We start from the raw sequence: 25,941 nt of genomic DNA, 5'->3' as shown, positions 1-25,941 counted from the left end.
TTGTCGGAAAGAGCTTTGGAATGTCGCTGACGACTGCTCTCGGGATCGCGCAGAACGCGCTGCTGACGACGGCGCGGCGGACCAGCATCGTCTCGCAAAACGTCACCAATGCCTCCAATCCCGACTATTCTCGCCGCTCCGCCGTTCTGTCGAGCGACGCGCCCGGCGTTCGCGTCGCCGAAATCCGGCGCGCGGCGGCCGAGGCCCTTTTCCGGCAGAACCTGGCCGCCTCCTCGTCGTGGGAAGCACAAAAGCAGTTGCTTGCCGGCCTCGACACGCTCGCGATTTCGGTCAACGGCGCCGACAATGCCGCCTCTCCCGCAACCGCGCTCGGCAAGCTTCAGGAAGCCCTGCAGCTCTATGCGACCAGCCCGTCGAGCGCCACCGTCGCCGAGGGGGCGCTCGACGCCGCGCGTCAGTTCGTCCATTCGCTCAACAATGGCAGCGCCCAGATCCAGACGTTCCGCACCAATATGGATGTGGAAATCGGGCTCGCGGTCAACGACCTCAACAGCCTGCTCGCCGATTTCGAGATTGCCAACAAATCGGTGATCGCCGCCCGCGCGACCGGGCGCGACGCCTCCGACGCGCTCGATCAGCGCGATGCGATCCTCAAGCAGATATCCGACCATATTCCCGTCTCGACCTTCTCGCGCGCCAATGACGACATGGTCATCACCACCGCCGACGGCGCCACCTTGTTCGAGACCAGGCCGCGCGCCGTGTCTTTCGAGAGCACCACCGCCTTCGCGCCGGGCATCGGCGGCAAATCCGTCTACATAGACGGCGTTCCGTTGCGGCCCGACAAGAACGGCGCGGTTTCGGGACGGCTTGCCAGCGTCGTCGCCCTGCGCGACGACGTCGCCACGACCTTGCAGACGCAGCTCGACGAGATCGCGCGCGGCGCCATCGCCGCATTCGCCGAGACCGACCGCACCGGCGCGGGCGCGCCCCCGCTTGCCGGGCTGTTCACATGGGCCGGCGGCCCGGCCCTGCCGCCGGCAGGGACAACCACCACGGGGCTGGCCTATTCGATCTCCCTCAATCCGGCGTTCGATTCCGACGTCGGCGGCAATCCGGCCCTGTTGCGCGACGGCGGCGCCAACGGAGCCGCCTATGTCGCCAATCCGGGCGGCGCCTCCTACGCCGACCTTCTGATCGACTACGGCGACCGGCTCGGCGACCCGATCGCCTTCGATCCCGCCGCCGGGCTCGCCACCAATGTCAGCGTCACGGAATTCGCCAGCGGCGCGATCGGCTGGATCGAGGCAAGTCGCCAGACCGCCTCGAATGCCGAAATGACGACAAGCGCCCTGAAAGTGAGGACCGCCGAAGCGCTGTCGAACGAAACCGGCGTCAATATCGACGTCGAGATGTCGCTTCTGCTCGATCTCGAACACGCCTACGAGGCGTCGGCCCGGTTGATCCGCACCGTCGACCAGATGATGGCGACCCTGTTGGACGTGGTGTGAGGCAGCCGTGAAAGTTTCCTACGTCTCCTCCCAGGCAATTTCCCAGGCGCTCAGGCACTCTTTGCTGCGGATGCAAAGTGAACTCGTGAGCGGCCAGAAGGAGGCCCAGTCGGGCAAGGTCGCCGATGTCGGCCTGGCGCTCGGCATCCGCACCGGACAGGCGGTGTCGCTGGCGCGGGACGTCGGTCGGCTCGAATCGATCGTCAGTTCCAACACGCTGGTGTCGTCGCGTCTCGCCGCGACCCAGGATTCACTGAGCCGGATTTCGGAAGCGGGGTCGACCTTCCTGTCCGCGCTGACCGCGGCCGTCTCGGGCGATTCCAATCCGGCCACCACCCGGCAGGCGGGTGTGGTCATGGGCGAAGCGCTGACCGGGATCGTCAATTCCAGTTTCAACGGCGAGCATTTGTTCGCCGGCGTCAATACCGACGTGCTGCCGCTCGCCGACTATCGCGCCGATCCGCCCTCGGCCGCCAAGACCGCCTTCGACGCGGCGTTCCTGGCGCATTTCGGCTTTGCCCAGGACGATCCCGCCGCCACCGCTCTCGACGGCCCCGCCATCAAGGCCTTCCTGGACGGGCCCGCCGCAGCGGAATTTCTCGGCGCGGGCTGGGAGGCCAACTGGTCGAGCGCCACCGATCAGGGGATATCGACGCGTATCGCGCTCAACGAAACCGTGGAGACGTCCGTCAGCGCCAATATCGACGGCATACGCAAACTCGCCATGGCCGCCACAATTGTCGACGATCTCTATTCGAGCGCTTTGAACGAAGGCGCTCTGGTGGCCGTCGCCGAGACCGCAACCTACCTGGTCACCGAGGCGATGGGCGACATCGCCCAGGTGCAGGCCGCCACCGGCTTCACCGAACAGCGCATCAAGAGCGCCAGCGAGCACCTGTCCATGCAGGTCGATATCTTCAACGGCTTCCTGAACGACATGCAGGGCGTGGACCCGTTCGAGGCGGCCACGCGCGTCAACGCGCTGATCAGCCAGATCGAAACCTCCTACGCGCTGACCGCGCGCATCCAGCAACTGAGTCTGACGAGGCTGTTGTCCTAATCCGGCGCCACGACGGCAGAAAGTGAACACGGAAAGAAGATGTATCAGTTTTCATACGCCGACATCCAATCCGACTCGGCCGCGGATGCGAAGGACCGCGAACGGCAATTGCTGACCCGATCGATCGACCTACTGATCGCCGCGCGTGACGCGGGCGCCGGCTCGATGCAGGCGGTCGAGGCGGTCCATTTCCTCAATCGGCTGTGGACGGCTTTCGTGGAGGATCTCGGCAGTCCCGAAAACGGCCTGCCCTCCGAGTTGCGCGCCAATCTGATTTCGATCGGCCTGTGGCTGCTGCGCGAGGCCGAAGCGATCCGCCAGGGCGAAGCCGAGAATTTCGACGGGCTGATCGAAGTCTCCCAGATCATCAGGGACGGCATCCAATGAAGGGCAAGCTGCGGATATCGCTCAAGGCCAACGAGAAGATCTACATCAACGGCGCGGTGGTGAAGGTCGACCGCAAGACCTCGATCGAGTTCCTCAACGACGTGCAGTTTCTGCTCGAAACCCATGTCATGCTGCCCGAGAACGCGTCCACGCCGCTGCGCCAGCTCTATTTCATCATCCAGGTCATCTTGATGAATCCGAAGGATTCGAACGATGCGCGCGACATGTTCCGCCGGTCGCTGCCGCTGCTTCTGGCCAGCTTCACCAGCGAACAGATCCGCGCGACGCTGAAACAGATCGACAGGCTGGTCGCCGAGGAACACACCTACGAGGCGCTGAAAATGCTGCGCGGCCTGTTTCCGCTCGAGGCGGCCATTCTGGCCGAAAGCGATACCGCCCACAAACCGATCGAAAACCTGGCGCTGGAGGCGCTTGCATCATGACCGTAACCAGCGCGACATCCGCACCGCCGGCCACGACGCCGCAATCCGACGCCAAACGCTCCAACACGGTCGACTATGATTCCTTCCTGAAGCTGCTGGTCACGCAGATGAAGAACCAGGACCCGACCAAGCCGATGGAATCCACCGACTATATCGCCCAATTGGCGACATTCTCGCAGGTCGAGCAGACCGTGCAGACCAACAGCAAGATCGACCAGCTCATGCAGATGTCGCTGCTCGGTCAGGCCGACGCCATTATCGGGCGCACCGTCACCTCGGCCGACGGCGCGGTCTCCGGCCAGGTCGCCGAAGTGCGCATCGGCAGCGCCGGTCTGATCGCCGTCTTGGCGGACGGAACCGAATTTCCGGTCGAAGCGGGCATGACCGTCAGCTAGGGTGGCGCCTTGGCCCGGCGTTCCCTTTCGGCCGGCGGATTCGAAAACCCATGAACGAAGCCGACGCTCTCGATATCGTCCAATTCGCCATCTGGACCGTGCTGATGGCATCCGGCCCGGCCGTGATCGTGGCCATGCTCGTCGGCGTCTCGATCGCCCTGATCCAGGCGCTGACGCAGATCCAGGAAATCACGCTCACCTTCGTCCCGAAGATCATCGCCATCCTGCTTGCCGTCGCCTTTTCCGGGCCGTTCGTGGGCGCGCAGATCTCTTCCTTCACCAACGTCATCTTCCAGCGCATCCAGGGCGGGTTCTGATCGCGCCGCGATCCGCCCGCCAGGGCCGACACGGCGCGTAACGCTGAGCCTGCCCCGCTTGCGGGCCCGCACCCTTGCCCATTGCGGCGTCTGCCGTTCGACAGAAAGGAAATTCGTGTTGATGCTCAAAACCATCGCGATCCGCGCGGCGGGCCTCGCCACCGCGCTCACGCTCCTGTCGGCGCCCGCACAGGCCGAACACGACGACGCGGCGGGCGCCCGGCCCGCGCCCTCGCCCGCCCAGGAGGTCGCGATCGAGACCACCCGGACCGAGATCGACGCCGCCATAGCCGGGCTTGACGACCTGGCCGCCGACATTCTGCGCCGCTCGGCCGTTCCCGGTCTGGCGATCGCGGTGGTGCACGCAGGCGAGACCGTTTACGCCAAGGGGTTCGGGGTGCGCTCGCGCGCCGAGGGCGGGCCGGTCGACGCCGACACGGTGTTCCTGCTGGCCTCGCTGTCCAAGCCGATCGGCGCCACCGTCGTCGCGCATCAGGTCGCGCGCGGCGTGGTCGGCTGGGACACGCCCGTCCAGACGCACCTGCCCTGGTTCCGGCTGGCCGATCCCTGGGTATCGGCACATGTCACGATCGGCGACCTTTACGCGCATCGCGCAGGCCTGCCCGACCATGCCGGCGACGATCTGGAAGACATCGGTTATGGCCGCAAGGCGATCCTGGAGCGCCTCCATCTGCTGACGCAGGCCGCCTTCCGCGACAGCTACGCCTACACCAATTTCGGACTGACGGCGGCGGCCGAAGCCGTGGCCGCGGCTGCCGGCAAGTCCTGGGAAAAGCTCTCGGCGCAGGCGATCTACCGCCCGTTGGGCATGACGGCGACCAGTTCGCGCCACGGCGACTATCGCGCCCGCGCCAACCGCGCCGCCTCGCACATCCCCGGCCCCGACGGGTACGAGGTCGCGGACCTGCGCCAGCCGGACGCGCAATCCCCGGCCGGCGGTGTCAGCTCGAGCGCCAACGACATGGCCAGATGGATGACCATGGTCCTCGGCGGCGGCACGTTCGACGGCCGCGAGATCATCGCGCCCGCCGCGCTCGCGCCGGCCGTCAGCCCGCAGATCCTGCCCTCGCCGCCGCATGCGCTCGACGCGCGCGCCGGCCAATACGGCTTCGGCTTCAATGTCGGCGTGCGCGCCAGCGGCCGCGTCGTCTTCAGCCACTCGGGCGCCTTCGCGCTGGGCGCGGCCACCGCCGTCACGCTGATCCCCGGCCTCGATCTCGGCATCGTGGTGCTGACCAACGCACCGCCCGTCGGCGCAGCCGAGGCGATCGCGGCCAGCTTCGCCGACATGGTCGAATTCGGCGAGGTCGGCCGCGACTGGTTCGACGGCTATCGGACACGCCTGGCGCCGCTGACGGCACCGGCGGGCGAACTCGCCGGCCGCAAGGCGCCCGCCGGCGCACGCCCGGCGCAGCCGCTGGAAGCCTATCGGGGCACATACGAGAACGCCTATTACGGAGCGGCCACCATCACCGTCGACGACGGCCGCCTGCAGCTTGCCGTCGGCCCCGCCGGCATCGCCTTTGCGATGACGCCGTGGGAGGGAGACAGTTTCATCGTCGAACCCTTCAACGAGAACCAGCCGAAGGGTTCTGTGTCCAAGGTCACGTTCGACATGGCGGACGGCGCGGCGAGCGCGGTGCGCATCGAACATCTCGACGCCTATCGCGACGGCGTCTTCACGCGGGTTGCGACTGAGCGGTAGACCCATGCGGCCGGCGGTCGCGCCGGCGGCCGGCCGCGCCGCAAAACTCATCCTCGCGCAAGCTTGGGGTCCTAGTCTGCGACCTTCAAATCAGGCGCGGAGATAGCAAACAGACATGGCGGCAGGCCCGACCACATACACGCCCGTCCCGGCGGCCTCCGCCCGCAACGGCCGCGACGTCTTCTTCGCGATCGGCATCATCACCATCCTGTCGGTCCTGTTCCTGCCGATCCCCTCCTTCATGATCGATATCGGGCTGGCGTTTTCGATCGCCATCTCCGTCCTGATCCTGATGGTGGCGCTTTGGATCCAGCGGCCGCTCGATTTCTCCTCCTTCCCGACGATCCTGCTGATCGCCACCATGCTGCGGCTGGCGCTCAACATCGCCACCACACGCGTCATCCTCGCCCACGGCAACGAGGGCACCAACGCGGCCGGCTACGTGATCGGCGGGTTTTCCAACCTGGTCATGGCCGGCGATTTCGTCATCGGCCTGATCGTGTTCCTGATCCTGATCGTGGTGAACTTCATCGTCATCACCAAGGGCGCCACCCGCATCGCGGAGGTCGGCGCCCGTTTCACCCTCGACGCCATTCCCGGCAAGCAGATGTCGATCGACGCCGACCTTTCCGCCGGCATGATCAACGACAAGGAAGCCCAGGCGCGCCGGCGCGAGCTCGAGGAGGAAAGCTCGTTTTTCGGCTCCATGGACGGCGCCTCGAAATTCGTTCGCGGCGACGCGATCGCCGGCCTGATCATCACCGGCGTCAACATCGTCGGCGGCGTGGCGATCGGCTATGGCCGCCACGACATGAATCTCGGCCAGGCCGCCGACGTGTTCGTCAAGCTGTCGGTCGGCGACGGCCTCGTCACCCAGATTCCGGCGCTGATCGTCTCGCTGGCCGCCGGTCTGCTGGTCTCCAAGGGCGGCACGCGCGGATCCGCCAACCAGGCCGTCTTCGGCCAGCTCACCGCCTATCCGCGCGCCCTGCAGGTGGCGGCGCTGCTGCTGGCGGTTCTGGCTTTTCTGCCCGGCCTTCCCTTCCTGCCCTTCGTCGGGCTGGCGCTGGTGATGGCCGGCATCGGCTACGCGATACCGCTGCGCCAGAACCGTCGCGCCGCGGCCGAGGCCGAGGACGAGAAGCAGCGTCAGCAAGCGATCGAGGCGGAGGACAAGAACTCGATCAAATCGTCGCTGAGGACGCCGGAAATCGAGCTCCTGATCGGCAAGCAGCTTTCCGCCCGCATGCTCGCCTCGCATCAGGAACTCGCCTTCCGCATGGGCAAGATGCGCAAGAAATTCGCCCTCGACTACGGCTTCGTCGTGCCGGAAGTGCGCCTGACCGACGATTTCGCCATCCCGCCGAAGAGCTACCAGATCAAGATCCACGGCACGGTGGTAGCGGAATACCAGATGCGCGTCGGCGAGGTGATGGTGCTTCTGGGCGGCAACGAGCCGCCGGACATGCCCGGCGAGGAGGTGCGCGAGCCGGCCTTCGGCATGCGCGCCTATTCCGTGCCCGAAACCTTCTCCGAAGAGTTGAAGCGCGACAATTTCGCGGTCGCCGACAATCTCTCGGTCTTGCTCACCCATCTCTCCGAGGTGATCCGCAACAACCTGCCGCAGCTCCTGTCCTACAAGGACATGAAGACGCTGATCGAGCGCCTCGATCCGGAATACAAGAAGCTGGCCGAGGAAATCTGCACCAGCCACATCTCCTATCCGGGCTTGCAGGCGGTGCTGAAGCTGCTGCTGGCCGAGCGCGTCTCGATCCGCAATCTGCATCTGATCATCGAGGCGATCGCCGAGATCGCCCCGCATGTGCGGCGCACCGAACAGATCGTCGAACACGTGCGCATCCGCATGTCGCAGCAGATCTGCGGCGACCTGTCCGAAGCCGGGACGCTGAAGGTGCTGCGGCTCGGCAATCGCTGGGATCTCGCCTTCCACCAGGCGCTCAAGCGCGACCAGAAGGGCGAGGTGCGCGAATTCGACATCGACCCCCGCCTGCTGGAGGAATTCGGCCAGGAGGCGAGCAAGGTGATCCGCCAGCATTTCGACGCCGGCGAGCGCTTCGCGCTGGTCACCGCGCCCGACGCCCGGCCCTATGTGCGCATGATCATCGAACGCCTGTTCTCGACGCTGCCCGTCCTGTCGCATGTCGAGATCGCCAAGGGCGTCGAGATCAAGGTGCTCGGCTCGCTGTCGTGATCACCGACCAGATCGTCATCACGGCGTTTCTGGCCTTTTGCCGCATCGGCGCCTGTTTCATGCTCATGCCCGGCCTGTCGAGCGTGCGCGTGCCCATGCAGATCCGGCTGTTCGTCGCGATCGCGGCGACCTTCGCGCTTCTGATCCATCTTTGGGACAGCCTGCTTCCCTACGCCAGCCGCGCGCCGGACGTCCTGGCCCAACTGATCGTGTCGGAACTTTTGACCGGCGCGCTGATCGGGCTGGTGACCCGGCTCTACATTCTCGCGCTGCAATTCGTCGGGTCGGCCATCGCCATGCTGTCGGGTTACGGCAATATGGTGGCCTCCGGCATCGAGGAGGCCGAACCGCAGGCCGCCGTGACCAATCTGATCACGCTTTCGGCGCTGCTTTTGCTGTTCATCTTCAATTTCCACCACGAAATCATCAAGGCCCTGGTCAATTCCTACGAGGTCGCCCCGCCGAACCTGCTGTTCAATCCCCGCTCCGCGCTCACCGACATGGTCGACGTGCTGGCCGAGGCGTTCCTGGTCATGATCCAGCTCGGCAGCCCGTTCATCGCCTACGGCATCATCGTCAATCTCGCCATCGGCTTCGTGAACAAGCTCACGCCCCAAATTCCGATCTACTTCATCTCGCTGCCCTTCGTGCTGGCCGGCGGCATCCTGCTTCTTTATCTCGGCATCGGACCGTTGCTGCGCCTGTTCGCGGACGGGTTCGTGCCGATCACGATCGGTCGCTAGCGATGGAAAAAAGTCAACGCCTGGCCCGGCTTCTCAAGGTCCAGAACCAGTTGAAGGCGCTGCACGAAACCCAGCGCGCCGGCCATCTGCGCGCCGCGCACGAGGCCGAGGCCAGGGCAAGCGAGGTCGCCGCGCGCAAGGACGCCCCGGACTCGCTGGCGGCGCTGTTTCCCGAACTTTACGAGCGCAGCATCGCCCGCGCCTTTCAGGATCGCGATCGCGCCTTGAGCGCGGCGGAAACCGAAGCGGCCAAAATCGCCGTCGAAACCGCGCGCTGCCGACTGCTCGACCGCGATCGGCAAATCGCCTTCCGGCAGGAAGAACGCGCCCGCGAGGAGCGCGACGGGCTGGAAAGCGTCGAGCGCATGCTCGGGCGCGCGCCCGACAGCAAGTAAGGTTGCGGCAAGCTCTGTCTGCGACAACGGATGGAACGGAATTTCGAGAAGAGGATCGCCTTGGCCATTTCGCCCCCCAGCGACATCGTTCTCGATGTCGCCCGCGCCGTCGACCAGGCCGACCTCGCCGCCGCGCGCACGCGCCTGGCGGCCGCGGCAAGGTCGGTGATGGCCGAGTTCGAGGCAGGCGGCGCGCCCGACCTGCGCGGCAGGCCCGCCGACGCCGTCGGCACCAGAGCGCCCGAGGCCTTCCGCGACTTCGAGGCCATGGTGCTGCAGACCTTCGTGCAAAGCATGCTGCCCGAGGACGCCCAAAACGTTTACGGCGAAGGCCTGGCCGGCGAGATGTGGAAGACGTTTCTGGCGCAGGAGCTCTCCAGCGAGATGGCCAAGCGCGGCGGCATCGGCATCGCCGAGCGGGTTCTGGGCGATTTCTACATGGATGACGACAAGCGCGTCGCGATGGCCGGCGTCGCCGCCGATACACAGGAAAAACGCGTCGCCGACACGCAGGATCTGCTGTCGGTGGCGTTGATCGACGAAATCCAGCGCACGATCGTGCGCAGCTTCGAGGACGAGGCCGACCTCACGGGTCTGGCCGAACGGTCCGGACGCTGAGACAGGGAGCTTGCGCGACAGTGAGCGAACAGGACATCTACACATCCGTCCCGAGCACGCGCGCCGGCGCGCCGTCCGGGCCCAGCCCGCGCTCCGGCTCGCTCGGCACCATCATCGCCCGCATCGAGGAAGCGATCGAGGCCGAGACGGCCGCTATCCGCACCGACGTCAATTTCGATCTCAAGGCCTCCAACGCACGCAAGAGCCGCCATCTCTACGACCTGAACCGTGCCGTGCGCGACGTGGGCGCCGACACGCTCGAAGCCCATCGCCCGGACATCGCGCGCCTGCGCGCCAAACTTGCCGACAACGAATCCGCGATCAAGGCTCATCTGAGCGCGGTCAATGAGGTCGCCAGGCTGCTGCAGGACGCGATCGAGCGCTCGGAGGACGACGGCACCTATTCCACCAGGGCCTTCGGCGCCGGCGGTCGCCCATGATCAAGTTCGTCATCGGCGCGCTATGGATCGTCGCCGTCACGATCGGCTCGATCTTCTTTGCCTTCTCGGCGACCGGCGACAAGGGCGACACCGGCGAGCGCGCCTATCTCGAGGGCCTGGAATACTACAAGACCGAGATCGTGTCGGTGCCGGTCATCCAGAAGGGCGAGGTGCGCGGCTATTTCCTGACCCGGCTTGTCTATACGGTCGAGCCCGAGAAGCTGAAGAAACTCGAGCTGCCGCTCGACACGCTGCTCGTCGACCAACTCTACACCTATCTGTTTTCCAATCCGCAGATCGATTTTTCGCAGACCGACACGCTCGACATCGTCGCACTGCGCAACGGCCTGCGCGACAGCATCAACGAGCGCGTCGGCGACAAGCTGGTCGAGGAAGTGCTCGTCCAGCAGCTCGACTATCTGACCAAGAGCGACATCCGCGACAACGCGCTGCGCCGGCGCGACGCCAACGGCGGCGAGAACCGGCCGGTCCTGCGTTGAGCCCGGACACGATCCGCCGCGACGTCACTGTGGCCAGAAAGGATCGCGACGCATGAAACTCGTCACTTTCGAGCAGCAGACCACGCGCCGGATCGGCCACGTGGATACCGACACGCAAACCGTCTTCGACCTGACCCGGGCCTCGGGCAACGATCCCGCCTTCGCGACCATGCTCGACCTGATCGACGCCGGCGAGGCCGCGCTCGGCCACGCCCGCGAGATGGCCGCCGACCCGGCGCTGGTCGCCCGCCATTCCTCTCCGCTGGCGCAGTTGCGGTTGCTCGCACCGCTCCCCGTGCCACGGCAGATGCGCGACTTTTCCGTCTTTCCCGGCCACATCAAGCAGGCACCGCGCGGCATGCGGCGGCTTGCGGCCATGGCACGCGGCGACGAGGCGGCGGCAGCGGCAGCCAAGCCGCTCGACGCGGTGCCCGACATCTACAGCGCCCAGCCGGCCTATTATCTGACCAACCGCTTTTCGGTCATCGGACCCGACACCGTGGTTGCCTGGCCGCGCTACAGCCGGGTGATGGATTTCGAATGCGAATTCGGCATCGTCATCGCCAGGCCCGGCCGCGATATCGCCGTCGGCGACGCCGGCTCCCATATTTTCGGCTACACGATCTACAACGACTTTTCCGCCCGCGACACGCAGCTTGCCGAGATGCAGACCATGCTCGGCCCGACCAAGGGCAAGAGTTTCGACTACGGCAACGCGATCGGCCCGTGGATCGTCACGCCGGACGAACTCGCCGATCCCTACAAGCTCGCCATGGAAGCGCGGGTGAACGGCGAGGTCTGGGGACGCGGCTCGTCGGCCGACATGTTGTTCACCTTCGAGGACATGATCGCCCACGTCTCGCGCGACGAAACCCTGCATGCCGGCGAATTCTTCGGTTCCGGCACGATGGGCAACGGCTGCGGGCTGGAACTGGATCGTTTCCTAACCGACGGCGACGTTGTCGAACTGGAGGTCGAGGGGCTCGGCGTGCTGCGCAACACCGTGCGCGCGCAAGGCTAAAAGCTTCGGCCGCGCGGCGCTTTCCGGACGCTATCTGAAACGGGGATCGCGCTTTTCCAGAAACGCCCGCAGACCCTCCCTGGCATCGGTACCGGTCTGCGACAGCGCCGCACTGAGGCTTTCGGCAAACAGACCGTCGCCGCGCCCCATATCGTCGATGCGCGAAACCGCCTGGATGACCAGATAGTTGACCAGCGGCGCGTTGGCGGCGATCTCGGTGGCGAGTTCACGAGCCTTGGCGATCCCCTCGCCGTCGTCGACCAGATAGTGCGCCAGACCGAGGCGGTGTCCCGTCTCGGCATCGTAGGAACGCCCGGTCAGCATCATTTCCGTCAGCCTGTCGGCGCCCAAGATGCGCCCGATCCGCACGGTCGCGCCGCCGCCGACAAAAATCCCCCTTTTGCCTTCCGGCAATTGAAACCGGGCCGAAGGCTCGGCAATGCGCACATGGGTCGAGGCGGCGATCTCGAGCCCGCCGCCGATCACCGCGCCGTTGAGCACCGACACCACGGGCAGACCGCCGAACTGGATCTCATCCATGACCTGGTGCCAGCCGCGCGAATGCCGCATCACCTCGGCCGGCTCGCGCGCGACCTGTTCGGAGAGGTCCAGCCCGGCCGAAAAATGTCCGCCCAGCCCGTGCAGAACCGCCACCCGCACCGCTTCGGGCGGCGCGGCGAAAAAGCGCTTCAGCCGGTCCAGCAAGGCGTCGCTGATCGCGTTGCGCTTTTCCGGCCGGTTGAAGGCGAGGAAGGCGATCGGCCCGTCGATCGTGATGCGCAAGGGCGCGGCGGCATCGTCGTCGCGCATGGCCGCGCCGTTGGAGGCATTCATTCCGTCGCGTCTCCCGGTGTGCAACCGCGTTGGACAGGTCAAAAAATGTTTTATATCATAACATTAATACGCGACACAAGGCGATGCGACGGACCGAACAGGCAGTTGACCCGGCTTCGCCCTTCGTGCGAACAAAATTGCCGGGGGACCGGACACCGCCAGTGTTCGCCGGGCAAAAACGGACAAGGCCACCCGCGGCGACAACGCGGCGACGAACCGGATACAGGGGAGCGGTCGGCAGGCACAGTGAGCGTTGATTCCAAGAAGACAGGCCCGAGCGATGGGCGCGACGGCCCGGCCGACGCCCGGCCTGTAACGCAGGCCGGCACCGCCATGCCGGCGATGTCGACCATCATCGGCTACAAGCTGCGCCGCGCCCAGTTGCATGTCTTTCAGGATTTCATCGGCACGTTTTCGAAACTGAAACTGCGGCCGGCCGAGTTTTCGGTCCTGACCATCATCGCCAACACGCCGGGGCTGAAACAGTCCGAGATCGCCGAGATGCTCGGCATCAAGCGCGCCAATTTCGTCGCGCTGATGGACGGGCTCGAAAAGCGCGGCCTGGCCGAACGCCGCAAGGCCGACACGGATCGGCGTTCACATTCCCTGCATCTGACCCCTGAAGGCGAGAGATTCGTGCGCAGGATGGCCGTCGTCTGGGCCGAGCACGAAAACCGCCTGATCGAGCGCCTGGGCGGCGCGCGCGAGCGCGACCGCCTGATCGACCTGCTCGACCGCCTGATCGAACCTGCGGGGCAATAGGCCCCGGACCGGGACGGGCAGCGCTATCCGGCCGACAGCGCGGCGATCACCTCTTCGGGGATGGTCTTGCCGCGTATGCGATCGGGATCGTCGGGGTGCTTTTCGGCCCACACCCGGGTCTCGCGCGCCTCGATGGCGAGCTCTTCGCCCTTGAACACGCGGTGGCGGACGTCGAAGCTCGAGCGGCGCAGGTCGCCGACCCGGCTTTCGATGACGATCACGTCGCCATAACGCGAGGGCAGGATGAAGCGCGCCCCGGTGTCGACCATCGGAATGCCGACAATGCCGTAGGCCTTCGTCCAGGCGATTTTCTTCATGCCCAGCGCCTTTTCGAACAGATAGGCGGTGGAGGCGTCGAACATGGCGAAATAGCGCGGGTAGAAGACGATGCCGGCGGCGTCGCAATCGCCCCATTCGATCTCGACCTCGCGGCGGTGAACGAGCATGGCCGACGCTCCGTCAGCCCGCGTCCGGGTTTTCGACCAGAACCGCGATCCCCTGCCCGCCGCCGATACAGGCCGCCGCGATGCCGTAACGCAGGCCGGCGCGGCGCAACTCGCGCGCCACCGTGGTGGTGATGCGCAGACCGGTCGCGCCCAGCGGATGGCCGATGGCGATCGCGCCGCCATTGACGTTGAGCTTGTCCTCGTCGAGGCCGAGCTCGCGCGCGCAGGCGATCGTCTGGGCGCCGAAGGCCTCGTTGATCTCGATGCGGTCGATCGCGTCGAGGCCGAGCCCGGCCTCATCGAGCAGCGCCCGGATCGCCGGCGCAGGGCCGATGCCCATAATGTGCGGCGGCACGCCGACCGTCGCGCCGGCGACGATGCGGGCAAGCGGTTTGCGTCCGCTGGCGCGCGCCTTGCTGACGACGATGGCGGCGGCCGCACCGTCGACGATCGCGGAGGAATTGCCGCCCGTCTGGACCCCGCCGAAAGCCGGCCTGATTCCAGACAGCATGTCGTAGGACGACGGGCGGATATGGCTGTCGGTGTCGACCGTCTCGATCTTGCGCGGCAGCCGGATGCCGCGCTGGTTGAAACCGTCGACGGCAAAACTCTCGCTGACCACCGGCGTGATCTCGCCGGCCAGAAACCCGTCCGCCTGCGCGGCGAGCGCGCGGGCGAAGGAACGTTCGGCGTAGCGGTCCACCTCCTCGCGCGTGATGTTGTAATCGCGCGCCAGATTTTCGGCCGTGTCGCCCATGGTGCACGAGCAGGCCGGATCGAGCAGCGCCTCCCACAGGAAATCCTTGAACTCGACCTGACCCATGCGGAACCCGGAACGGTGCGTGTAGGCGGCGACCGGATTGCGGCTCATCGATTCGGTGCCCACGCACAGCGCCGCCTCCACCCGCCGGCGCTCGACCAGCTCAGCCGCCTGCAGCACCACCTCGATGCCGGTGCCGCAAATGCGCTGCACCAGATGCGCCGGCCGCTCCACCGGTACCCCGGAATAAAGCCCGATATGGCGCGGCGTCATATAGGCGTCGAACGAGGCCTGGGCCATCGAGCCGGCGATGGTGGTGCCGATATCGGCCGGGTCGAACCCGGTCTTGTCGAGCACGGCGCGTGCGACCTTGATGCCGAGATCGATCGGCGAGATCGCCGACAGCGCGCCGGTATAGTCGACGAACGGCGTGCGCGTGCCGTCGAGCAGCCAGGCGTCGTCGAAGCTGAAACGCAAGCCCTGCGGAGTGTCGGTCATGTCGGTTGCAGCCTCTTATGCATCATCGTGAACGCCGCCGGCCGGCAAGTCGCACAGGTCGCGCCCGTCGCCGCCGGCGATTAATGTTATTGATTATAACAAAATAGCGCCGGACTCAACCGGGCCGATCGCCGTCCGTCGGGTCTTGTGGGCCCGGATCGAGTTCGATCAGCAGGTCTCCGGCGCCGACCTGCTCGCCTTCGCCGCGATGGACCGCCCGCACCGTGCCGGCGACCGTGGCCGCAAGCGCGGTCTCCATCTTCATCGCCTCGATCACGGCCAGCGTATCGCCGGGCTCGACGGAATCGCCCGCGACAACGGCGAGCGAGCGCAAAAGCCCGGTGACCGGCGCCGTCACGCGCGAAGCGTCCGCGACCGGCGGCCGGGCGGCCAGGGGATCGGTTTCGCGGAACGCTAGACTGTGCCCGTCCACATCGAGCCACAGCGTCCGGCCGGCGAGCGAAAAGATCGCCCGCGCCGGCGTGCCGGCATGGACGTAGCGCACCTCCTGGCCGTGCAACGCGATCTCCGTCAGCGCCACCGCGTCGCCATCGACACGGATCGCCGAGACGAGGCCACGCGCGATCTCGGCCACGACATGGCGGGTGTCGCCGCCGCATGTCAGCGTCAACGGGCAGGCCGCGATGCCGCTTGAGCGGAACCAGTCGCCGTCGACGTTAAGCGCAAGAACGGCGCCGGCGAGCGCGAAGTGCCAGTCCTGCAAGGCTTGCGCACCCATCGCCTCGCGTCCGCTGTCGAGCAGGTCGTCGATGAAACCGGTGGTGACGCCGCCCTGCCTGAACTCGGCCCCCTCCAGCAGGTCGATCAAGAAACCGCGATTGGTCGTCAGGCCGAACAGCGGCCGCGCCCTGAGGGCCCGCACCAGCCTGTCGAGCGCCTCGTCGCGGTTGGGACCATGCGCGACCAGCTTGGCGATCATCGGGTCGTAATGCGGCGAGACCCGGTCGCCCGCCGCGACGCCGCTGTCGATCCGGATACCCGTCTCGCCAATCTTGACCTGCGGCTGCCAGAACAGGATTTCGCCCGTCTGCGGGCGGAACCCGTCGGCCGGGTCCTCCGCGTAGAGCCTGGCCTCGATCGCATGGCCAAAAAAGTCGATATCCTCCTCGCGCAACGGCAACGGCTCGCCCGCCGCCACCCGCAACTGCCATTCCACCAGGTCGATGCCGGTCACCATTTCCGTGACCGGGTGTTCGACCTGGAGCCGGGTGTTCATCTCCAGGAAATGATGCTGGCGGTCGGCGCCGACGATGAATTCGACCGTGCCCGCCCCGACATAGTTTACGGCCCTGGCCGCCGCGATCGCGTCCACCGCCATCGCCGCGCCCATCGCCGCATCGACGAAGGGCGACGGCGTTTCCTCCACGATCTTCTGATGCCGGCGCTGCGCCGAACAATCGCGCTCGCCCATGTGCACGACATTGCCATGCGCGTCGGCGAACACCTGCACCTCGACATGGCGGGCCTCGGTGACGAGCTTTTCGAGCAGCACGCGCCCGTCGCCGAACGCCGCCTCGGCCTCGCGCCGCGCGCTTTCCAGCGACGCCTCGAACGCCTCGGCCCGATCGACCCTGCGCATGCCACGCCCGCCGCCGCCGGCCGCCGCCTTGATCAGGACGGGAAAACCGATCTCGCGCGCCGCCGCGGCCAGCCGTCCGGCCGACTGGTCGGCCCCGTCGTAACCCGGCACCACCGGCACGCCGGCCTCGACCATCACCGCCTTCGCCCCGGCCTTGTCGCCCATGACGCGGATCGCGTCGGGCGGGGGGCCGACGAAGACCAGTCCCGCCGCCTGGCAGGCTTCGGCGAAATCGGCGTTTTCCGACAGGAAACCGTAGCCGGGGTGGATCGCCTCGGCTCCCGTCGCCCACGCGGCGGCGATCACCGCGTCGCCGTCGAGATAGGACAACGAAGCCAGTGCCCCGCCGATGCGCACCGCCTCGTCGGCCTGGCGCACATGCAACGCCGCGCGGTCGGCATCGGAATAGACCGCCACCGTGGCGATGCCCATCCGGCGCGCGGTGGCGGCGATGCGGCAGGCGATCTCGCCGCGATTGGCGATCAGCAGGCGCGCAATCACGCCGCCGCCTTCCATGAGCACGGGCGGGAGCGGCAATTGCCGAACGGCGACATCGGGTCAGATCCTCGCAAGGCCATGCGACTACCCGCGCGCCTTGTTGCTCGTGCCCGGCAGCGTGCCTTCCAGCTTGCAGATGATGCCGAGCATGATTTCGTCGGCGCCGGCCCCGATCGACACCAGGCGCGTGTCGCGAAAGGCGCGGCTGACCGGATTGTCGAGCGTATACCCCATGCCGCCCCAATATTGCAGGCAGGAATCGGTGAGTTCGCGCGCCAGGCGCCCGGTCTTGAGCTTGGCCATCGAGGCGAGCCGGGTCACGTCGCGGCCGGCGACATATTGCTCGATCGCGCTCCAGGTCAGCGCCCTTAAAGCCTCGACCTCGGTCCTGAGTTCGGCGAGCCGGAAATGCACCACCTGGTTGTCGAGCACCGGTTTGCCGAAGGTCGTGCGCGCGCCGGCGTAGTCGATCGTCAGGTCGATCAGCCGGTCGAAGCCCTTGAGCGAGCTCGCCGCCGAATAAAGCCGCTCCTCCTGGAACTGCAGCATCTGCATGGTGAAGCCCATGCCCTCCTGGCCGATGATGTTGCGCCGCGGCACCCGCACCTCGTCGAAGAACAGTTGCGCGGTATCGGACGAATTCATGCCGATCTTCCTGATCTTCTGGCGCGAGATGCCTTTGGCATCCATCGGCACCGCGATCAGCGACTTGTTCTTGTGCGCCGGGCCGTCCGACGTGTTGGCGAGCAGGCAGCACCAGTCGGCCTTCATGCCGTTGGTGATCCACATCTTGGTGCCGGAAATGACGAAATCGTCGCCGTCCGCGCGTGCCGTCGTCTTGACGGCGGCGACGTCCGAGCCGCCGCCGGGTTCCGACACGCCGAGACAGCCGACCACATCGCCGGCGATCGAGGGGGCGAGAAACGTCTTCTTGACGTGATCGGACCCGAACCGGTTGAGTGCCGGCGTGCACATGTCGGTATGCACCCCGATCGCCATCGGTACGCCGCCGGCCGCGCACAGGCCGAGTTCCTCGGCCATCACCATCGAATAGGAAAAATCGAGACCCAGCCCGCCATAGTCGGGATCGTATTTGATGCCGAGCAGGCCGAGATCACCGAGCTTCTTGAAGAGGTCGTGCGAGGGAAATTCCTCCGCCGCCTCCCAGTCGTCGACATGGGGGTTGATCTCGGTGTCGACGAACCTGGCCACGGTACGGCGCAGATTGTCGTGCTCGGGGGTGAACTGCATCGCTGTCATTCCTTCCTGTGTGCCTGGACGCTCATCCCCGTGCCACGCCGAAGGCGTTGGGCCTGAGTTCGCGCCCAGCGCCTTCCGCCGCGATCTGAAGACAGAGCCCCAGCACGCGCCGGGTGTCGCGCGGGTCGATGATGCCGTCGTCCCACAGCCTGGCGGTGGCGAAGAGAGCCGTCGACTGCGCCTCGACGCCGGCGCGTATGCCGGCGCTCATCTTCGCAAGCTGCTCCTCGTCGGGCTGCGCGCCGGAAGCGGCCGCCTTGCCGCGGCTGACGATCTCCATCACCTTGGCCGCCTGCGCGGCGCCCATCACCGCGGTGCGCGCCGAGGGCCACGAAAAGATGAAACGCGGCGAGAACCCCCGCCCGCACATGCCGTAATTGCCCGCGCCATAGGAGCCGCCGAGAATGAAGGTGAATTTCGCCACCCGCGCATTGGCGACCGCCTGGATCATTTTCGAGCCGTGCTTGATCGCGCCGTCGCGCTCGGCCCGCGAGCCGACCATGTAGCCGGTGGTGTTCTGCAAAAAGACCAGCGGCGTGCCGGCCTGATCGCAGAGCTGGATGAACTGCGCCGCCTTGAGCGATCCGGTCGGCATGATCGGGCCGTTATTGGCGAGAATGCCGACGCGATGTCCCTCGACCGTGGCATGACCGCAGATCGTGTCGGGCGAATGGGCCTGCTTGAATTCCAGAAAGTCCGACCCGTCGACGATGCGCGCGATCACCTCCTTCATGTCGAAGGGCGCCTTGTCGTCGAGCGGCACGATGCCCATCAGTTCCTCGGCGTCGTAAAGCGGCGGCGCGGCCGGCCGCGCGGGCGCGACGGCGTCCCAGCCGATCGTCTTCATGATCTCGCGGCCATAGGCGATCGCCTGAACGTCGTCCTCGGCGAGATATTCGCCGAGCCCGGTGACCGTGCCGTGCAGGTCGGCGCCGCCCAGCGCCTCGTCGTCCGCCTCCTCGCCGATCGCCGCCTTGACCAGCGGCGGGCCGGCCAGAAAGATCTTCGAGCGCCCGCGCACCAGAACGACATAGTCGGACAGTCCCGGCAGATAGGCGCCGCCCGCCGTCGAGGATCCGTGCACGATGGCGATCTGCGGAATGCCGGCGGCCGACAGCCGGGCCTGGTTGGCGAAGGAGCGTCCGCCTTCCACGAACATCTCGGCCTGATAAAGCAGGTTGGCGCCGCCGCTTTCGACCAGATAGATCAGCGGCAGCCGGTTTTCGAAAGCGATCTCGTGCAGGCGCAACGCCTTCTTCAGCCCGATCGGCGGGACCGTGCCGCCCTTGATGCCGGAATCGGAGGCCGAGACGATGCACCGCCGGCCGGCCACCACGCCGATGCCGGCGATGGTGCCGCCGCCCATGATGGTCTTGCCGCCGTCGTCGTCGTGCATCTTGTAGCCGGCGAGCGTGCACAGCTCGATAAAGGGCTGGCCGCGATCGAGCAGCCGCTCGACACGCTCGCGCGGCAGGATCTGACCGCGCGCCTCGAACCGCGCCCGGCGCGCCGCCGAATTGTCGCGCACGCGCTGCTCGAGCGCCCGCACCGCGTCGAGCTTTTCGGCCATAGCCTCGGCATTGGCCGCAAAATCCTGCGAGCGGACATCAAGCGCGGACATCAGCGCCGGCATCAGCCCGCATCCTCCCCGGCAAGGGCCGCGGGCGTCACGGCGCGGTGAAACCCGTCGAAGGCGGCGATCCGGCTCTTCGCCTGCACCGGGTAGAGCGGGCTGCCGAGCGGCGCGCCGCCGTCGATCGGCACGGTGACGCCGGTGACGAAGGACGCCGCCTGCGACAGCAGGAAACACACCACCGACGACACTTCGGCCTCGACCCCGATGCGCCCGATCGGCACGTGATCCTTCAGATGCGGGATCAGCGCTCTGGTCATGCCCTCATAGGTGTCCATGCCCGACGAGGCGATCCAGCCCGGCGCGACGGCGTTGACCCGCACGCCGTGCCGGCCCCACTCATAGGCCGCCGTCTTGGTCAGATTGACGATGCCCGCCCGTGCCGCGCCCGAATGCCCCATGCCCGGCATGCCGCGCCACATATCGGCGGCCATGTTGACGACCGCGCCGCCATGCTTGCGCATCGACTGGCAAAACGCCTCGCGCATCATCAGGAAACCGCCGGTCAGATTGTTGGCGACCACCGCCTCGAAACCACGCTTGGAGATCGCCTCCAGCGGCGCGGGAAACTGCCCGCCGGCATTGTTGACCAGCCCGTGAAGCCGGCCGTGGCGTTCCACGACGCCGGCCAGTGCCTGTTTCACCGCCTCTTCGTCGCGAATGTCGAAGGCCCGCGCCTCGGCGCTGCCGCCATCCTGCGTGATCTCGGCGACAACCGCCTCGAGCTTGTCCGGCTTGCGGCCGGTGATGACGACATGGGCGCCGAGCGCTGCCAGTTCATGCGCGATGCAGCGGCCGATGCCCGACCCGCCGCCGGTGACGAGATGGACCTCGCCGGCAAAGCAGTCGTCCCGCAAAATGCTTCGATAGCCCATCGCGCGCCTCCTCCCGCGACGACGACGCTAGTCAACGTTGACGTAAACGTCAATCGACTGCTATCACCGGCCTGCCCGTCGCCTTGCCGGCGGGACGAACCGACATCGCCACAAAGGCGCGCGCCGCCACGAGGAGAAAGCCCATGAGCCTTGATTCGATCGCAGCAAAAATCGGCGAGCGCCTCGCCGATTCCGGATTCGACAAATCGGTGAAGTTCGACCTCGGCGAGGCCGGCGCCATCATGATCGACGGCACCAGCGTCTCGACCGGCGGAGGCGAGGCGGACTGCACGATTTCCATGTCCAAGGACGATTTCGAGTCGCTGGTCGCCGGCGAACTCAACCCGACGGCCGCCTTCATGCAGGGCAAGATGAAGGTCGACGGCGACATGTCGGCGGCGATGGCCTTGAGCCAGGTGCTCTGATCCGAAAACCTGCCTTGCCGCGACGATCGCCCGGCGCTTAGCGCCGGGCTTTTTACTGGCTGCATGCCGCCGAGCGACCGGATGCGAGTTCGCGGGACGTGGTCTAGGCCGCCATCCTGCGCGCGCGGCTCCGCGGGCTCCTTTTCCCGCACGCGCCCAGCACGCCGCTTGCGCCGTCGAGCGCACCCGGCCGCAGTTCCAGCGCCAGAAGCCGGTGTTTTTCGTAGGGGCCGGGCATGGCGAGCGCGTCGGTCTTGTCGGCGCTGAAGCCGAAACGCCGATAATAATCCGGGTCGCCGACGAGCAGGATCGCGCCATGGCCGAGGCGGCCGGCCTCCCCGATCGCGTGGCGCATCAGCGCCGCGCCGACGCCCGCGCCCTTGAGCGAGGGATCGACCGCCAGCGGGCCGAGCAGCAACAAGCCGGAAGGCGACGGCGACCGTGCCGCCGCCACGTTCCACAGCCGCACCGTACCGACCAGCCGGCCCGCGCCGTCGCGCGCCGCAAACGCCAGGCCGGCGGCCGGCAGGCGGCCGCGGCGCAGTCTTTCGGAGGATTTGCGTGTGCGGCCGGGCCCCATCGCCCGGTCGAGCAGCGCCTCGCGCGCGAGCGCGTCGGCGTCGGTCTCAAGCGTGATCGTCGCGGCGCCTGCCCCCGTGCCCGGCGCAGCGGGCAAAGGCGGCACGAGCGCCATCACCGGAAAAAATTCGCGCTGGTCCATCTCCAGATCCTTCCCAAGCGGAGACACGTGTCCACAAGCGGGCCGGGGCGGGCAGAACGCCCGCCGCCGGATGATCCGACGGTCTTGCGAACCGTCAGATCACGTAGGATCGCAGCGGCTCGAAGCCGTTGAAGGCGACCGAGGCATAGGTGGTGGTGTAGGCGCCGGTGCCCTCGATCAGCACCTCGTCGCCGATGGTCAGCGACAACGGCAGCGGATAGGGCGTCTTCTCGTACATCACGTCGGCCGAATCGCAGGTCGGGCCGGCGAGCACGCAGGGCGCGGCCTCGTCGCCGTCACGCGCCGTCACGATTGGGTAGCGGATCGCCTCGTCCATCGTCTCGGCCAGGCCGCCGAACTTGCCGATGTCGAGATAGACCCAGCGCACATTGTCGTTGTCGGCCTTTTTCGAGATCAAGACGACCTCCGACTTGATGACGCCGGCATTGCCGACCATGCCGCGGCCGGGCTCGATGATGGTCTCGGGCAGCCGGTTGCCGAAATGCCGCGACAGCGCCTCGAAGATCGCCTGGCCGTAGGCCTGGGCGGCCGGGACGTCCTTCAGGTAGCGGGTCGGGAAACCGCCGCCCATATTGACCATCTTCAAGACGATGCCCTCGTCGGCGAGCGTCGCGAACACCGCCTTGGCGTCGCCCAGCGCCTTATCCCAGGCCGACAAGTCGGTCTGCTGCGAGCCGACATGGAACGACACGCCATGAGCGTCGAGGCCCAGCGCCGCGGCGTGGCGCAACACGTCGACGGCCATCGCCGGCACGCAACCGAACTTGCGGCTGAGCGGCCATTCGGCGCCCTCGCCGTCGGTCAGCACGCGGCAGAAGACGCGGCTGCCGGGCGCAACGCGGGCGATCTTGTCGACCTCTTCCACGCAGTCGACGGCGAACAGCCGGATGCCGAGGTCGTAGGCGCGCGCGATGTCGCGCTCCTTCTTAATGGTGTTGCCGTAGGAGATGCGGTCGGACGTCGCGCCGGCCTCCAGCGCCATCTCGATCTCGGCCACCGAAGCCGTGTCGAAGGACGAGCCGAGCGAGGCGAGCAGGCGCAGGATCTCCGGCGCCGGATTGGCCTTGACGGCATAGAAGATGCGGCTTTCCGGCAGCGCCTTCTCGAAGGCACGGTAATTGTCGCGCACGACGTCGAGATCGACGATCAGGCAGGGGCCGTCGGGACGGCGGGTGGCGAGGAAATCGAGGATACGCTGCGTTGCCATCGGGTCTCTCCAACAGGCGGTTCGACCCGCCAGGCTCAAGGGTCGCGGGCATCGGCGCACACGGCGTCCGGCCCCGCGGTGGACAAAGGGCGCGAAAATGCGCGGCGGGATCCGGACGGTGGAAATGACCGGAGCTCGAAACGCGTTTCACGCGGCGATGAACCTGCGCCTTTGGGGCGAAGATTCGCTTTGTCTGCCTCAGCTTTGGATTGGGAGACCCGTTCCGCACTGCCGGCAATGAAGGTGTGCCTCTTCAGTAACCCCGGTTTATGGACAACCGGCAGACACCAGAAAGGCCCGCACCGTCGTTGCTTCAAGATGTCCTCGATCTGCGGTTGGGCCGCGAGATCGACTGGAGTGGTTAGGTCCAGGTACCGTACCGGCTTCCTCGCCATTTCGAGGACCGGCGGACACCCACAGGCACGTGCGACTTTGGGCAGGCGCGGATATAGGCGCGACGTTCGTCACAATCAATGAAAAATCGATCCGGACTTGCAATTTTTCGCCCGTCGAACATTCTTGCCCACACCGTAAACTGATTGCGAACGATGACCCATACACTTCCGCCCCACAACGCCCTGCTCGACTATCCCGCCCCCGATCTCGGCGAGGTCGCGTCCGGCCCGCTTTCGGGCCTGACACTCGCCGTCAAGGATATTTTCGACGTCGCCGGCATGAAGACCGGCTGCGGCAACCCCGACCGCGAGGCCGAGGCCGGCATCGCCGAACGCTCGGCACCGGCGGTCGAGCGTCTTTTGACGGCCGGCGCCCGTTTCGTCGGCAAGACCCAGACCGACGAACTCGCCTTCTCGCTGATGGGCCAGAACGCGCATTTCGCCCCTCCGGTGAACCCGGCAGCACCCGAGCGCGTGACCGGGGGCTCGTCCTCGGGATCGGCCGCCGCCGTCGCCGCCGGCCTGGCCGACATCGCCACCGGTTCCGATACCGGCGGCTCGGTCCGCGCGCCGGCGAGCTTTTGCGGCGTGATCGGCCTGCGCACCACCCACGGCGCGATCTCGCTCGACGGCGCGATGCCGCTGGCGCCGTCCTTCGACACGTTCGGCTGGTTCGCCAAGGACATCGACACTTACGCCAAGGTCGGCGAGCTGCTGCTTGGCGACGCGACCGACGGGCCTAAGGACGAACCGGCTTTGCGTCCCATGCGCCTGGCCGTGCTTGACGATCTCGTTCTGGGACCGGCGGAGGCCGATGAGTACCGGCGCATGGCGGCGATCGTCGCCGCGGTGCTGGGCGAGGCGGAAACCGCGCCCGCTTTGCCGTTCGCCGTCGACGATCTCTACTGGGCGTTTCGCAGGTTGCAGGCTCACGAGGCCTGGGCCGCGCACGGCCAATGGTTGTCGGCAAAAGACCGTCATCTCGGCCCGGGCGTGCGCGAGCGCTTCGATTTCGGCCGCAGCATCGGCCCGGACGCGGCGGCGGCCGAGACCGGCCGGCGCAACGCCCTGCGCGAGGCGCTTGCCGCCATGCTCGGGAGAAACGGCCTGCTGGTCCTGCCGACCGTGCCCGGGGCCGCGCCGCGCGCGGACGCGCCCTTCGAGGCCTTGCAAGCTTATCGCGAGCGCGCGCTCGGCCTGTTGTGCCTGTCGGGCCTCACCGGATTTCCGCAAATCACCCTGCCGCTCGGCCGGGTCGACGGCGCGCCGTTCGGAATTTCCCTGCTCGGACCTGCCGGCAGCGACCGGGCGCTGATCGGGATTGCGCGAACGATCCTCGGCCACGCCGGGAAAGGCTGAGCCATGGACACACTCACCCGGATGCGTGCCTTCATCTCGGTGGTCGAGGCGGAAGGGTTTTCCGCCGCCGCGCGCAAGATCGGCCGTTCCAAGGCGCTGCTGTCGAAATATGTCCGCGAGCTGGAGGATGATCTCGGTGCGCTGCTGCTCAACCGCACGACGCGCCAGTTCTCGCTGACGGAAGCCGGCCATACTTATTTTCGCCGCGCTTCCGAAATCATCCGCGAGATCGACAGCCTGGCCGATTCGGTGCGCGAATCCTCCGGCGACGTGAAGGGCCGCATCAAGCTGTCGGCGCCGCGCACCTTCGCCGACGCGCCGATCGGCCAGTCGCTGATCGACTTCGCCGCCGCCCATCCCGATATCGTGCTCGACATCAATCTCGACGACCGCTTCGTCGATCTGGTCGAGGAGGGCTTCGATCTCGCCATCCGCATCGCCCGGCTTGAAAATTCCTCGCTGATCGCGCGCCGCCTCGCCCCGTTCACGGTCAAGGTCTGCGCCACGCCCGGCCTCATTAAAAAAAGCGGCGCACCCAGGCGGCCGCAGGACCTGGCGGACCTGCCCTGCATCATCGACACCAATGGGCGCTGGCTTTCCAACTGGCCGTTCATGGGCGACGACGGCGAGACGATCACCGTGCCGGTTTCCGGCCCGATCGAGGTCAACAGCCCGCTGGCCGCGCGCGCGGCGGCGCTGGCCGGGCTCGGTTTCGCCATCCTGCCCGACTTCATCGCCGCCCCCGAGATCGAGGCCGGACGGCTGACGACGCTGTTCGACGACCGCATGCCGACGGATGCCGGCATTTTCGCCGTCTATCCGCATCGCCGCTATCTGCCGGCCAAGGTTCGTGTCTTCGTCGACTTCCTCGTGCAATGGTTCAAGGACGAACGTGCGCCATGACACGGGACGGTCCTA

The 25,941-nt window shown here is 66.9% G+C and carries 27 protein-coding genes; 18 read left to right on the top strand and 9 right to left on the bottom strand.

The genetic code is table 11. From position 1 onward, the window contains the following. Nucleotides 1–20: 20 nt before the first annotated feature. From flgK to EP380_RS20035, 14 genes are all read left to right on the top strand, one after another. Nucleotides 21–1,472 (top strand): flagellar hook-associated protein FlgK, encoded by a 1,452-nt coding sequence (flgK, locus tag EP380_RS20100; protein ID WP_127600332.1) that lies wholly within the window; start codon nt 21–23, stop codon nt 1,470–1,472. Nucleotides 1,473–1,479: 7 nt separating this feature from the next. Beyond that, the gene (locus EP380_RS20095) at nt 1,480–2,532 is read left to right on the top strand and encodes a flagellar hook-associated family protein (RefSeq protein WP_106570865.1); all 1,053 of its coding nucleotides are present in this window, start codon (nt 1,480–1,482) and stop codon (nt 2,530–2,532) included. A 39-nt stretch (nt 2,533–2,571) separates the two neighbouring features. Beyond that, nucleotides 2,572–2,919 carry a flagellar biosynthesis regulator FlaF gene (flaF, locus tag EP380_RS20090; protein ID WP_106570866.1) on the top strand — a complete coding sequence of 116 codons (348 nt, stop codon included), beginning with the start codon at nt 2,572–2,574 and terminating at the stop codon, nt 2,917–2,919. Then, nucleotides 2,916–3,362, top strand: coding sequence for a flagellar biosynthesis repressor FlbT (flbT, locus tag EP380_RS20085; RefSeq protein WP_106570867.1), 447 nt, complete (start codon nt 2,916–2,918; stop codon nt 3,360–3,362). Before flaF ends, flbT begins: the two co-directional genes overlap by 4 nt. After that, the gene (gene flgD / locus EP380_RS20080) at nt 3,359–3,757 is read left to right on the top strand and encodes a flagellar hook assembly protein FlgD (protein WP_106570868.1); all 399 of its coding nucleotides are present in this window, start codon (nt 3,359–3,361) and stop codon (nt 3,755–3,757) included. Before flbT ends, flgD begins: the two co-directional genes overlap by 4 nt. A gap of 50 nt (nt 3,758–3,807) precedes the next feature. Further along, nucleotides 3,808–4,074 (top strand): flagellar biosynthesis protein FliQ, encoded by a 267-nt coding sequence (gene fliQ, locus EP380_RS20075; protein WP_106570869.1) that lies wholly within the window; start codon nt 3,808–3,810, stop codon nt 4,072–4,074. A gap of 121 nt (nt 4,075–4,195) precedes the next feature. Beyond that, nucleotides 4,196–5,800 (top strand): serine hydrolase, encoded by a 1,605-nt coding sequence (locus EP380_RS20070; RefSeq protein ID WP_127600330.1) that lies wholly within the window; start codon nt 4,196–4,198, stop codon nt 5,798–5,800. A 115-nt stretch (nt 5,801–5,915) separates the two neighbouring features. Continuing rightward, nucleotides 5,916–8,012: a flagellar biosynthesis protein FlhA gene (gene flhA, locus EP380_RS20065; RefSeq protein WP_106570871.1), complete on the top strand. Its 2,097-nt coding sequence runs from the start codon at nt 5,916–5,918 to the stop codon at nt 8,010–8,012. Further along, a complete protein-coding gene (fliR, locus tag EP380_RS20060; RefSeq protein WP_106570966.1) occupies nt 8,012–8,755 on the top strand; it encodes a flagellar biosynthetic protein FliR in 744 nt (247 codons plus the stop codon). Before flhA ends, fliR begins: the two co-directional genes overlap by 1 nt. A gap of 2 nt (nt 8,756–8,757) precedes the next feature. Beyond that, nucleotides 8,758–9,150 carry a hypothetical protein gene (locus tag EP380_RS20055; RefSeq protein ID WP_127600328.1) on the top strand — a complete coding sequence of 131 codons (393 nt, stop codon included), beginning with the start codon at nt 8,758–8,760 and terminating at the stop codon, nt 9,148–9,150. A 60-nt stretch (nt 9,151–9,210) separates the two neighbouring features. Beyond that, a complete protein-coding gene (locus tag EP380_RS20050; RefSeq protein ID WP_127600326.1) occupies nt 9,211–9,768 on the top strand; it encodes a rod-binding protein in 558 nt (185 codons plus the stop codon). Nucleotides 9,769–9,788: 20 nt separating this feature from the next. Continuing rightward, a complete protein-coding gene (locus tag EP380_RS20045; protein ID WP_420845882.1) occupies nt 9,789–10,208 on the top strand; it encodes a hypothetical protein in 420 nt (139 codons plus the stop codon). Continuing rightward, complete coding sequence (locus EP380_RS20040) at nt 10,205–10,708, top strand: hypothetical protein (protein WP_127600324.1); 504 nt, start codon at nt 10,205–10,207, stop codon at nt 10,706–10,708. Before EP380_RS20045 ends, EP380_RS20040 begins: the two co-directional genes overlap by 4 nt. A gap of 52 nt (nt 10,709–10,760) precedes the next feature. Next, nucleotides 10,761–11,729, top strand: coding sequence for a fumarylacetoacetate hydrolase family protein (locus EP380_RS20035; RefSeq protein WP_127600322.1), 969 nt, complete (start codon nt 10,761–10,763; stop codon nt 11,727–11,729). A gap of 30 nt (nt 11,730–11,759) precedes the next feature. Here EP380_RS20035 and EP380_RS20030 read toward each other — a convergent pair whose 3' ends face one another. Further along, nucleotides 11,760–12,563 (bottom strand): crotonase/enoyl-CoA hydratase family protein, encoded by an 804-nt coding sequence (locus EP380_RS20030; RefSeq protein ID WP_238719948.1) that lies wholly within the window; start codon nt 12,561–12,563, stop codon nt 11,760–11,762. A 246-nt stretch (nt 12,564–12,809) separates the two neighbouring features. Between EP380_RS20030 and EP380_RS20025 the strand changes: the two genes are divergently transcribed. After that, nucleotides 12,810–13,325 carry a MarR family winged helix-turn-helix transcriptional regulator gene (locus tag EP380_RS20025; RefSeq protein ID WP_238719947.1) on the top strand — a complete coding sequence of 172 codons (516 nt, stop codon included), beginning with the start codon at nt 12,810–12,812 and terminating at the stop codon, nt 13,323–13,325. 23 nt (nt 13,326–13,348) lie between these two features. Here EP380_RS20025 and EP380_RS20020 read toward each other — a convergent pair whose 3' ends face one another. The 6 genes from EP380_RS20020 to EP380_RS19995 form a co-directional block, all read right to left on the bottom strand. Then, nucleotides 13,349–13,771 (bottom strand): acyl-CoA thioesterase, encoded by a 423-nt coding sequence (locus EP380_RS20020; RefSeq protein ID WP_106570875.1) that lies wholly within the window; start codon nt 13,769–13,771, stop codon nt 13,349–13,351. 13 nt (nt 13,772–13,784) lie between these two features. Further along, the gene (locus tag EP380_RS20015; RefSeq protein WP_127600320.1) at nt 13,785–15,029 is read right to left on the bottom strand and encodes a thiolase family protein; all 1,245 of its coding nucleotides are present in this window, start codon (nt 15,027–15,029) and stop codon (nt 13,785–13,787) included. Nucleotides 15,030–15,144: 115 nt separating this feature from the next. Continuing rightward, nucleotides 15,145–17,130: an acetyl/propionyl/methylcrotonyl-CoA carboxylase subunit alpha gene (locus EP380_RS20010; RefSeq protein WP_127600318.1), complete on the bottom strand. Its 1,986-nt coding sequence runs from the start codon at nt 17,128–17,130 to the stop codon at nt 15,145–15,147. A gap of 81 nt (nt 17,131–17,211) precedes the next feature. Next, nucleotides 17,212–18,378: an acyl-CoA dehydrogenase family protein gene (locus EP380_RS20005; protein ID WP_127600316.1), complete on the bottom strand. Its 1,167-nt coding sequence runs from the start codon at nt 18,376–18,378 to the stop codon at nt 17,212–17,214. Between the two features lie 31 nt (nt 18,379–18,409). Continuing rightward, a complete protein-coding gene (locus EP380_RS20000) occupies nt 18,410–20,020 on the bottom strand; it encodes an acyl-CoA carboxylase subunit beta (RefSeq protein WP_127600314.1) in 1,611 nt (536 codons plus the stop codon). Beyond that, entirely contained in the window at nt 20,020–20,895 is an 876-nt protein-coding gene (locus EP380_RS19995; RefSeq protein ID WP_127600313.1) for an SDR family oxidoreductase, read from the bottom strand. The genes EP380_RS20000 and EP380_RS19995 overlap by 1 nt, the downstream gene beginning before the upstream one ends. Nucleotides 20,896–21,038: 143 nt before the next feature. Here EP380_RS19995 and EP380_RS19990 point away from each other — a divergent pair, with 143 nt between their 5' ends. Then, nucleotides 21,039–21,320 carry an SCP2 sterol-binding domain-containing protein gene (locus tag EP380_RS19990; RefSeq protein WP_106570880.1) on the top strand — a complete coding sequence of 94 codons (282 nt, stop codon included), beginning with the start codon at nt 21,039–21,041 and terminating at the stop codon, nt 21,318–21,320. 103 nt (nt 21,321–21,423) lie between these two features. Here the strand turns inward: EP380_RS19990 and EP380_RS19985 are convergent, their stop codons facing one another. Both EP380_RS19985 and odc2 read right to left on the bottom strand, forming a co-directional pair. Next, nucleotides 21,424–22,014 carry a GNAT family N-acetyltransferase gene (locus EP380_RS19985; protein WP_127600435.1) on the bottom strand — a complete coding sequence of 197 codons (591 nt, stop codon included), beginning with the start codon at nt 22,012–22,014 and terminating at the stop codon, nt 21,424–21,426. A gap of 121 nt (nt 22,015–22,135) precedes the next feature. Next, nucleotides 22,136–23,269, bottom strand: a complete 1,134-nt coding sequence (odc2, locus tag EP380_RS19980; protein ID WP_127600311.1) for an ornithine/lysine decarboxylase — start codon at nt 23,267–23,269, stop codon at nt 22,136–22,138. A 548-nt stretch (nt 23,270–23,817) separates the two neighbouring features. Between odc2 and EP380_RS19975 the strand changes: the two genes are divergently transcribed. After that, the gene (locus tag EP380_RS19975) at nt 23,818–25,023 is read left to right on the top strand and encodes an amidase (RefSeq protein ID WP_127600309.1); all 1,206 of its coding nucleotides are present in this window, start codon (nt 23,818–23,820) and stop codon (nt 25,021–25,023) included. 3 nt (nt 25,024–25,026) lie between these two features. Beyond that, a complete protein-coding gene (locus tag EP380_RS19970; RefSeq protein WP_127600307.1) occupies nt 25,027–25,926 on the top strand; it encodes a LysR family transcriptional regulator in 900 nt (299 codons plus the stop codon). Nucleotides 25,927–25,941: the final 15 nt, after the last annotated feature.

Source organism: Nitratireductor alexandrii, from assembly GCF_004000215.1.
Lineage (GTDB): Bacteria > Pseudomonadota > Alphaproteobacteria > Rhizobiales > Rhizobiaceae > Mangrovimarina > Mangrovimarina alexandrii.
This window is presented reverse-complemented; position numbering and strand designations above follow the sequence as displayed.

Coding starts and splice junctions, on each gene's coding strand:
- flgK (WP_127600332.1), top strand. CDS start 21: ATGTCGCTGACGACTGCTCTCGGGATCGCGCAGAACGCGCTGCTGACG.
- flaF (WP_106570866.1), top strand. CDS start 2,572: ATGTATCAGTTTTCATACGCCGACATCCAATCCGACTCGGCCGCGGAT.
- flbT (WP_106570867.1), top strand. CDS start 2,916: ATGAAGGGCAAGCTGCGGATATCGCTCAAGGCCAACGAGAAGATCTAC.
- flgD (WP_106570868.1), top strand. CDS start 3,359: ATGACCGTAACCAGCGCGACATCCGCACCGCCGGCCACGACGCCGCAA.
- fliQ (WP_106570869.1), top strand. CDS start 3,808: ATGAACGAAGCCGACGCTCTCGATATCGTCCAATTCGCCATCTGGACC.
- EP380_RS20070 (WP_127600330.1), top strand. CDS start 4,196: ATGCTCAAAACCATCGCGATCCGCGCGGCGGGCCTCGCCACCGCGCTC.
- flhA (WP_106570871.1), top strand. CDS start 5,916: ATGGCGGCAGGCCCGACCACATACACGCCCGTCCCGGCGGCCTCCGCC.
- EP380_RS20055 (WP_127600328.1), top strand. CDS start 8,758: ATGGAAAAAAGTCAACGCCTGGCCCGGCTTCTCAAGGTCCAGAACCAG.
- EP380_RS20040 (WP_127600324.1), top strand. CDS start 10,205: ATGATCAAGTTCGTCATCGGCGCGCTATGGATCGTCGCCGTCACGATC.
- EP380_RS20035 (WP_127600322.1), top strand. CDS start 10,761: ATGAAACTCGTCACTTTCGAGCAGCAGACCACGCGCCGGATCGGCCAC.
- EP380_RS20030 (WP_238719948.1), bottom strand. CDS start 12,563: ATGAATGCCTCCAACGGCGCGGCCATGCGCGACGACGATGCCGCCGCG.
- EP380_RS20020 (WP_106570875.1), bottom strand. CDS start 13,771: ATGCTCGTTCACCGCCGCGAGGTCGAGATCGAATGGGGCGATTGCGAC.
- EP380_RS20015 (WP_127600320.1), bottom strand. CDS start 15,029: ATGACCGACACTCCGCAGGGCTTGCGTTTCAGCTTCGACGACGCCTGG.
- EP380_RS20005 (WP_127600316.1), bottom strand. CDS start 18,378: ATGCAGTTCACCCCCGAGCACGACAATCTGCGCCGTACCGTGGCCAGG.
- EP380_RS20000 (WP_127600314.1), bottom strand. CDS start 20,020: ATGCCGGCGCTGATGTCCGCGCTTGATGTCCGCTCGCAGGATTTTGCG.
- EP380_RS19995 (WP_127600313.1), bottom strand. CDS start 20,895: ATGGGCTATCGAAGCATTTTGCGGGACGACTGCTTTGCCGGCGAGGTC.
- EP380_RS19990 (WP_106570880.1), top strand. CDS start 21,039: ATGAGCCTTGATTCGATCGCAGCAAAAATCGGCGAGCGCCTCGCCGAT.
- EP380_RS19985 (WP_127600435.1), bottom strand. CDS start 22,014: ATGGCGCTCGTGCCGCCTTTGCCCGCTGCGCCGGGCACGGGGGCAGGC.
- odc2 (WP_127600311.1), bottom strand. CDS start 23,269: ATGGCAACGCAGCGTATCCTCGATTTCCTCGCCACCCGCCGTCCCGAC.
- EP380_RS19975 (WP_127600309.1), top strand. CDS start 23,818: ATGACCCATACACTTCCGCCCCACAACGCCCTGCTCGACTATCCCGCC.
- EP380_RS19970 (WP_127600307.1), top strand. CDS start 25,027: ATGGACACACTCACCCGGATGCGTGCCTTCATCTCGGTGGTCGAGGCG.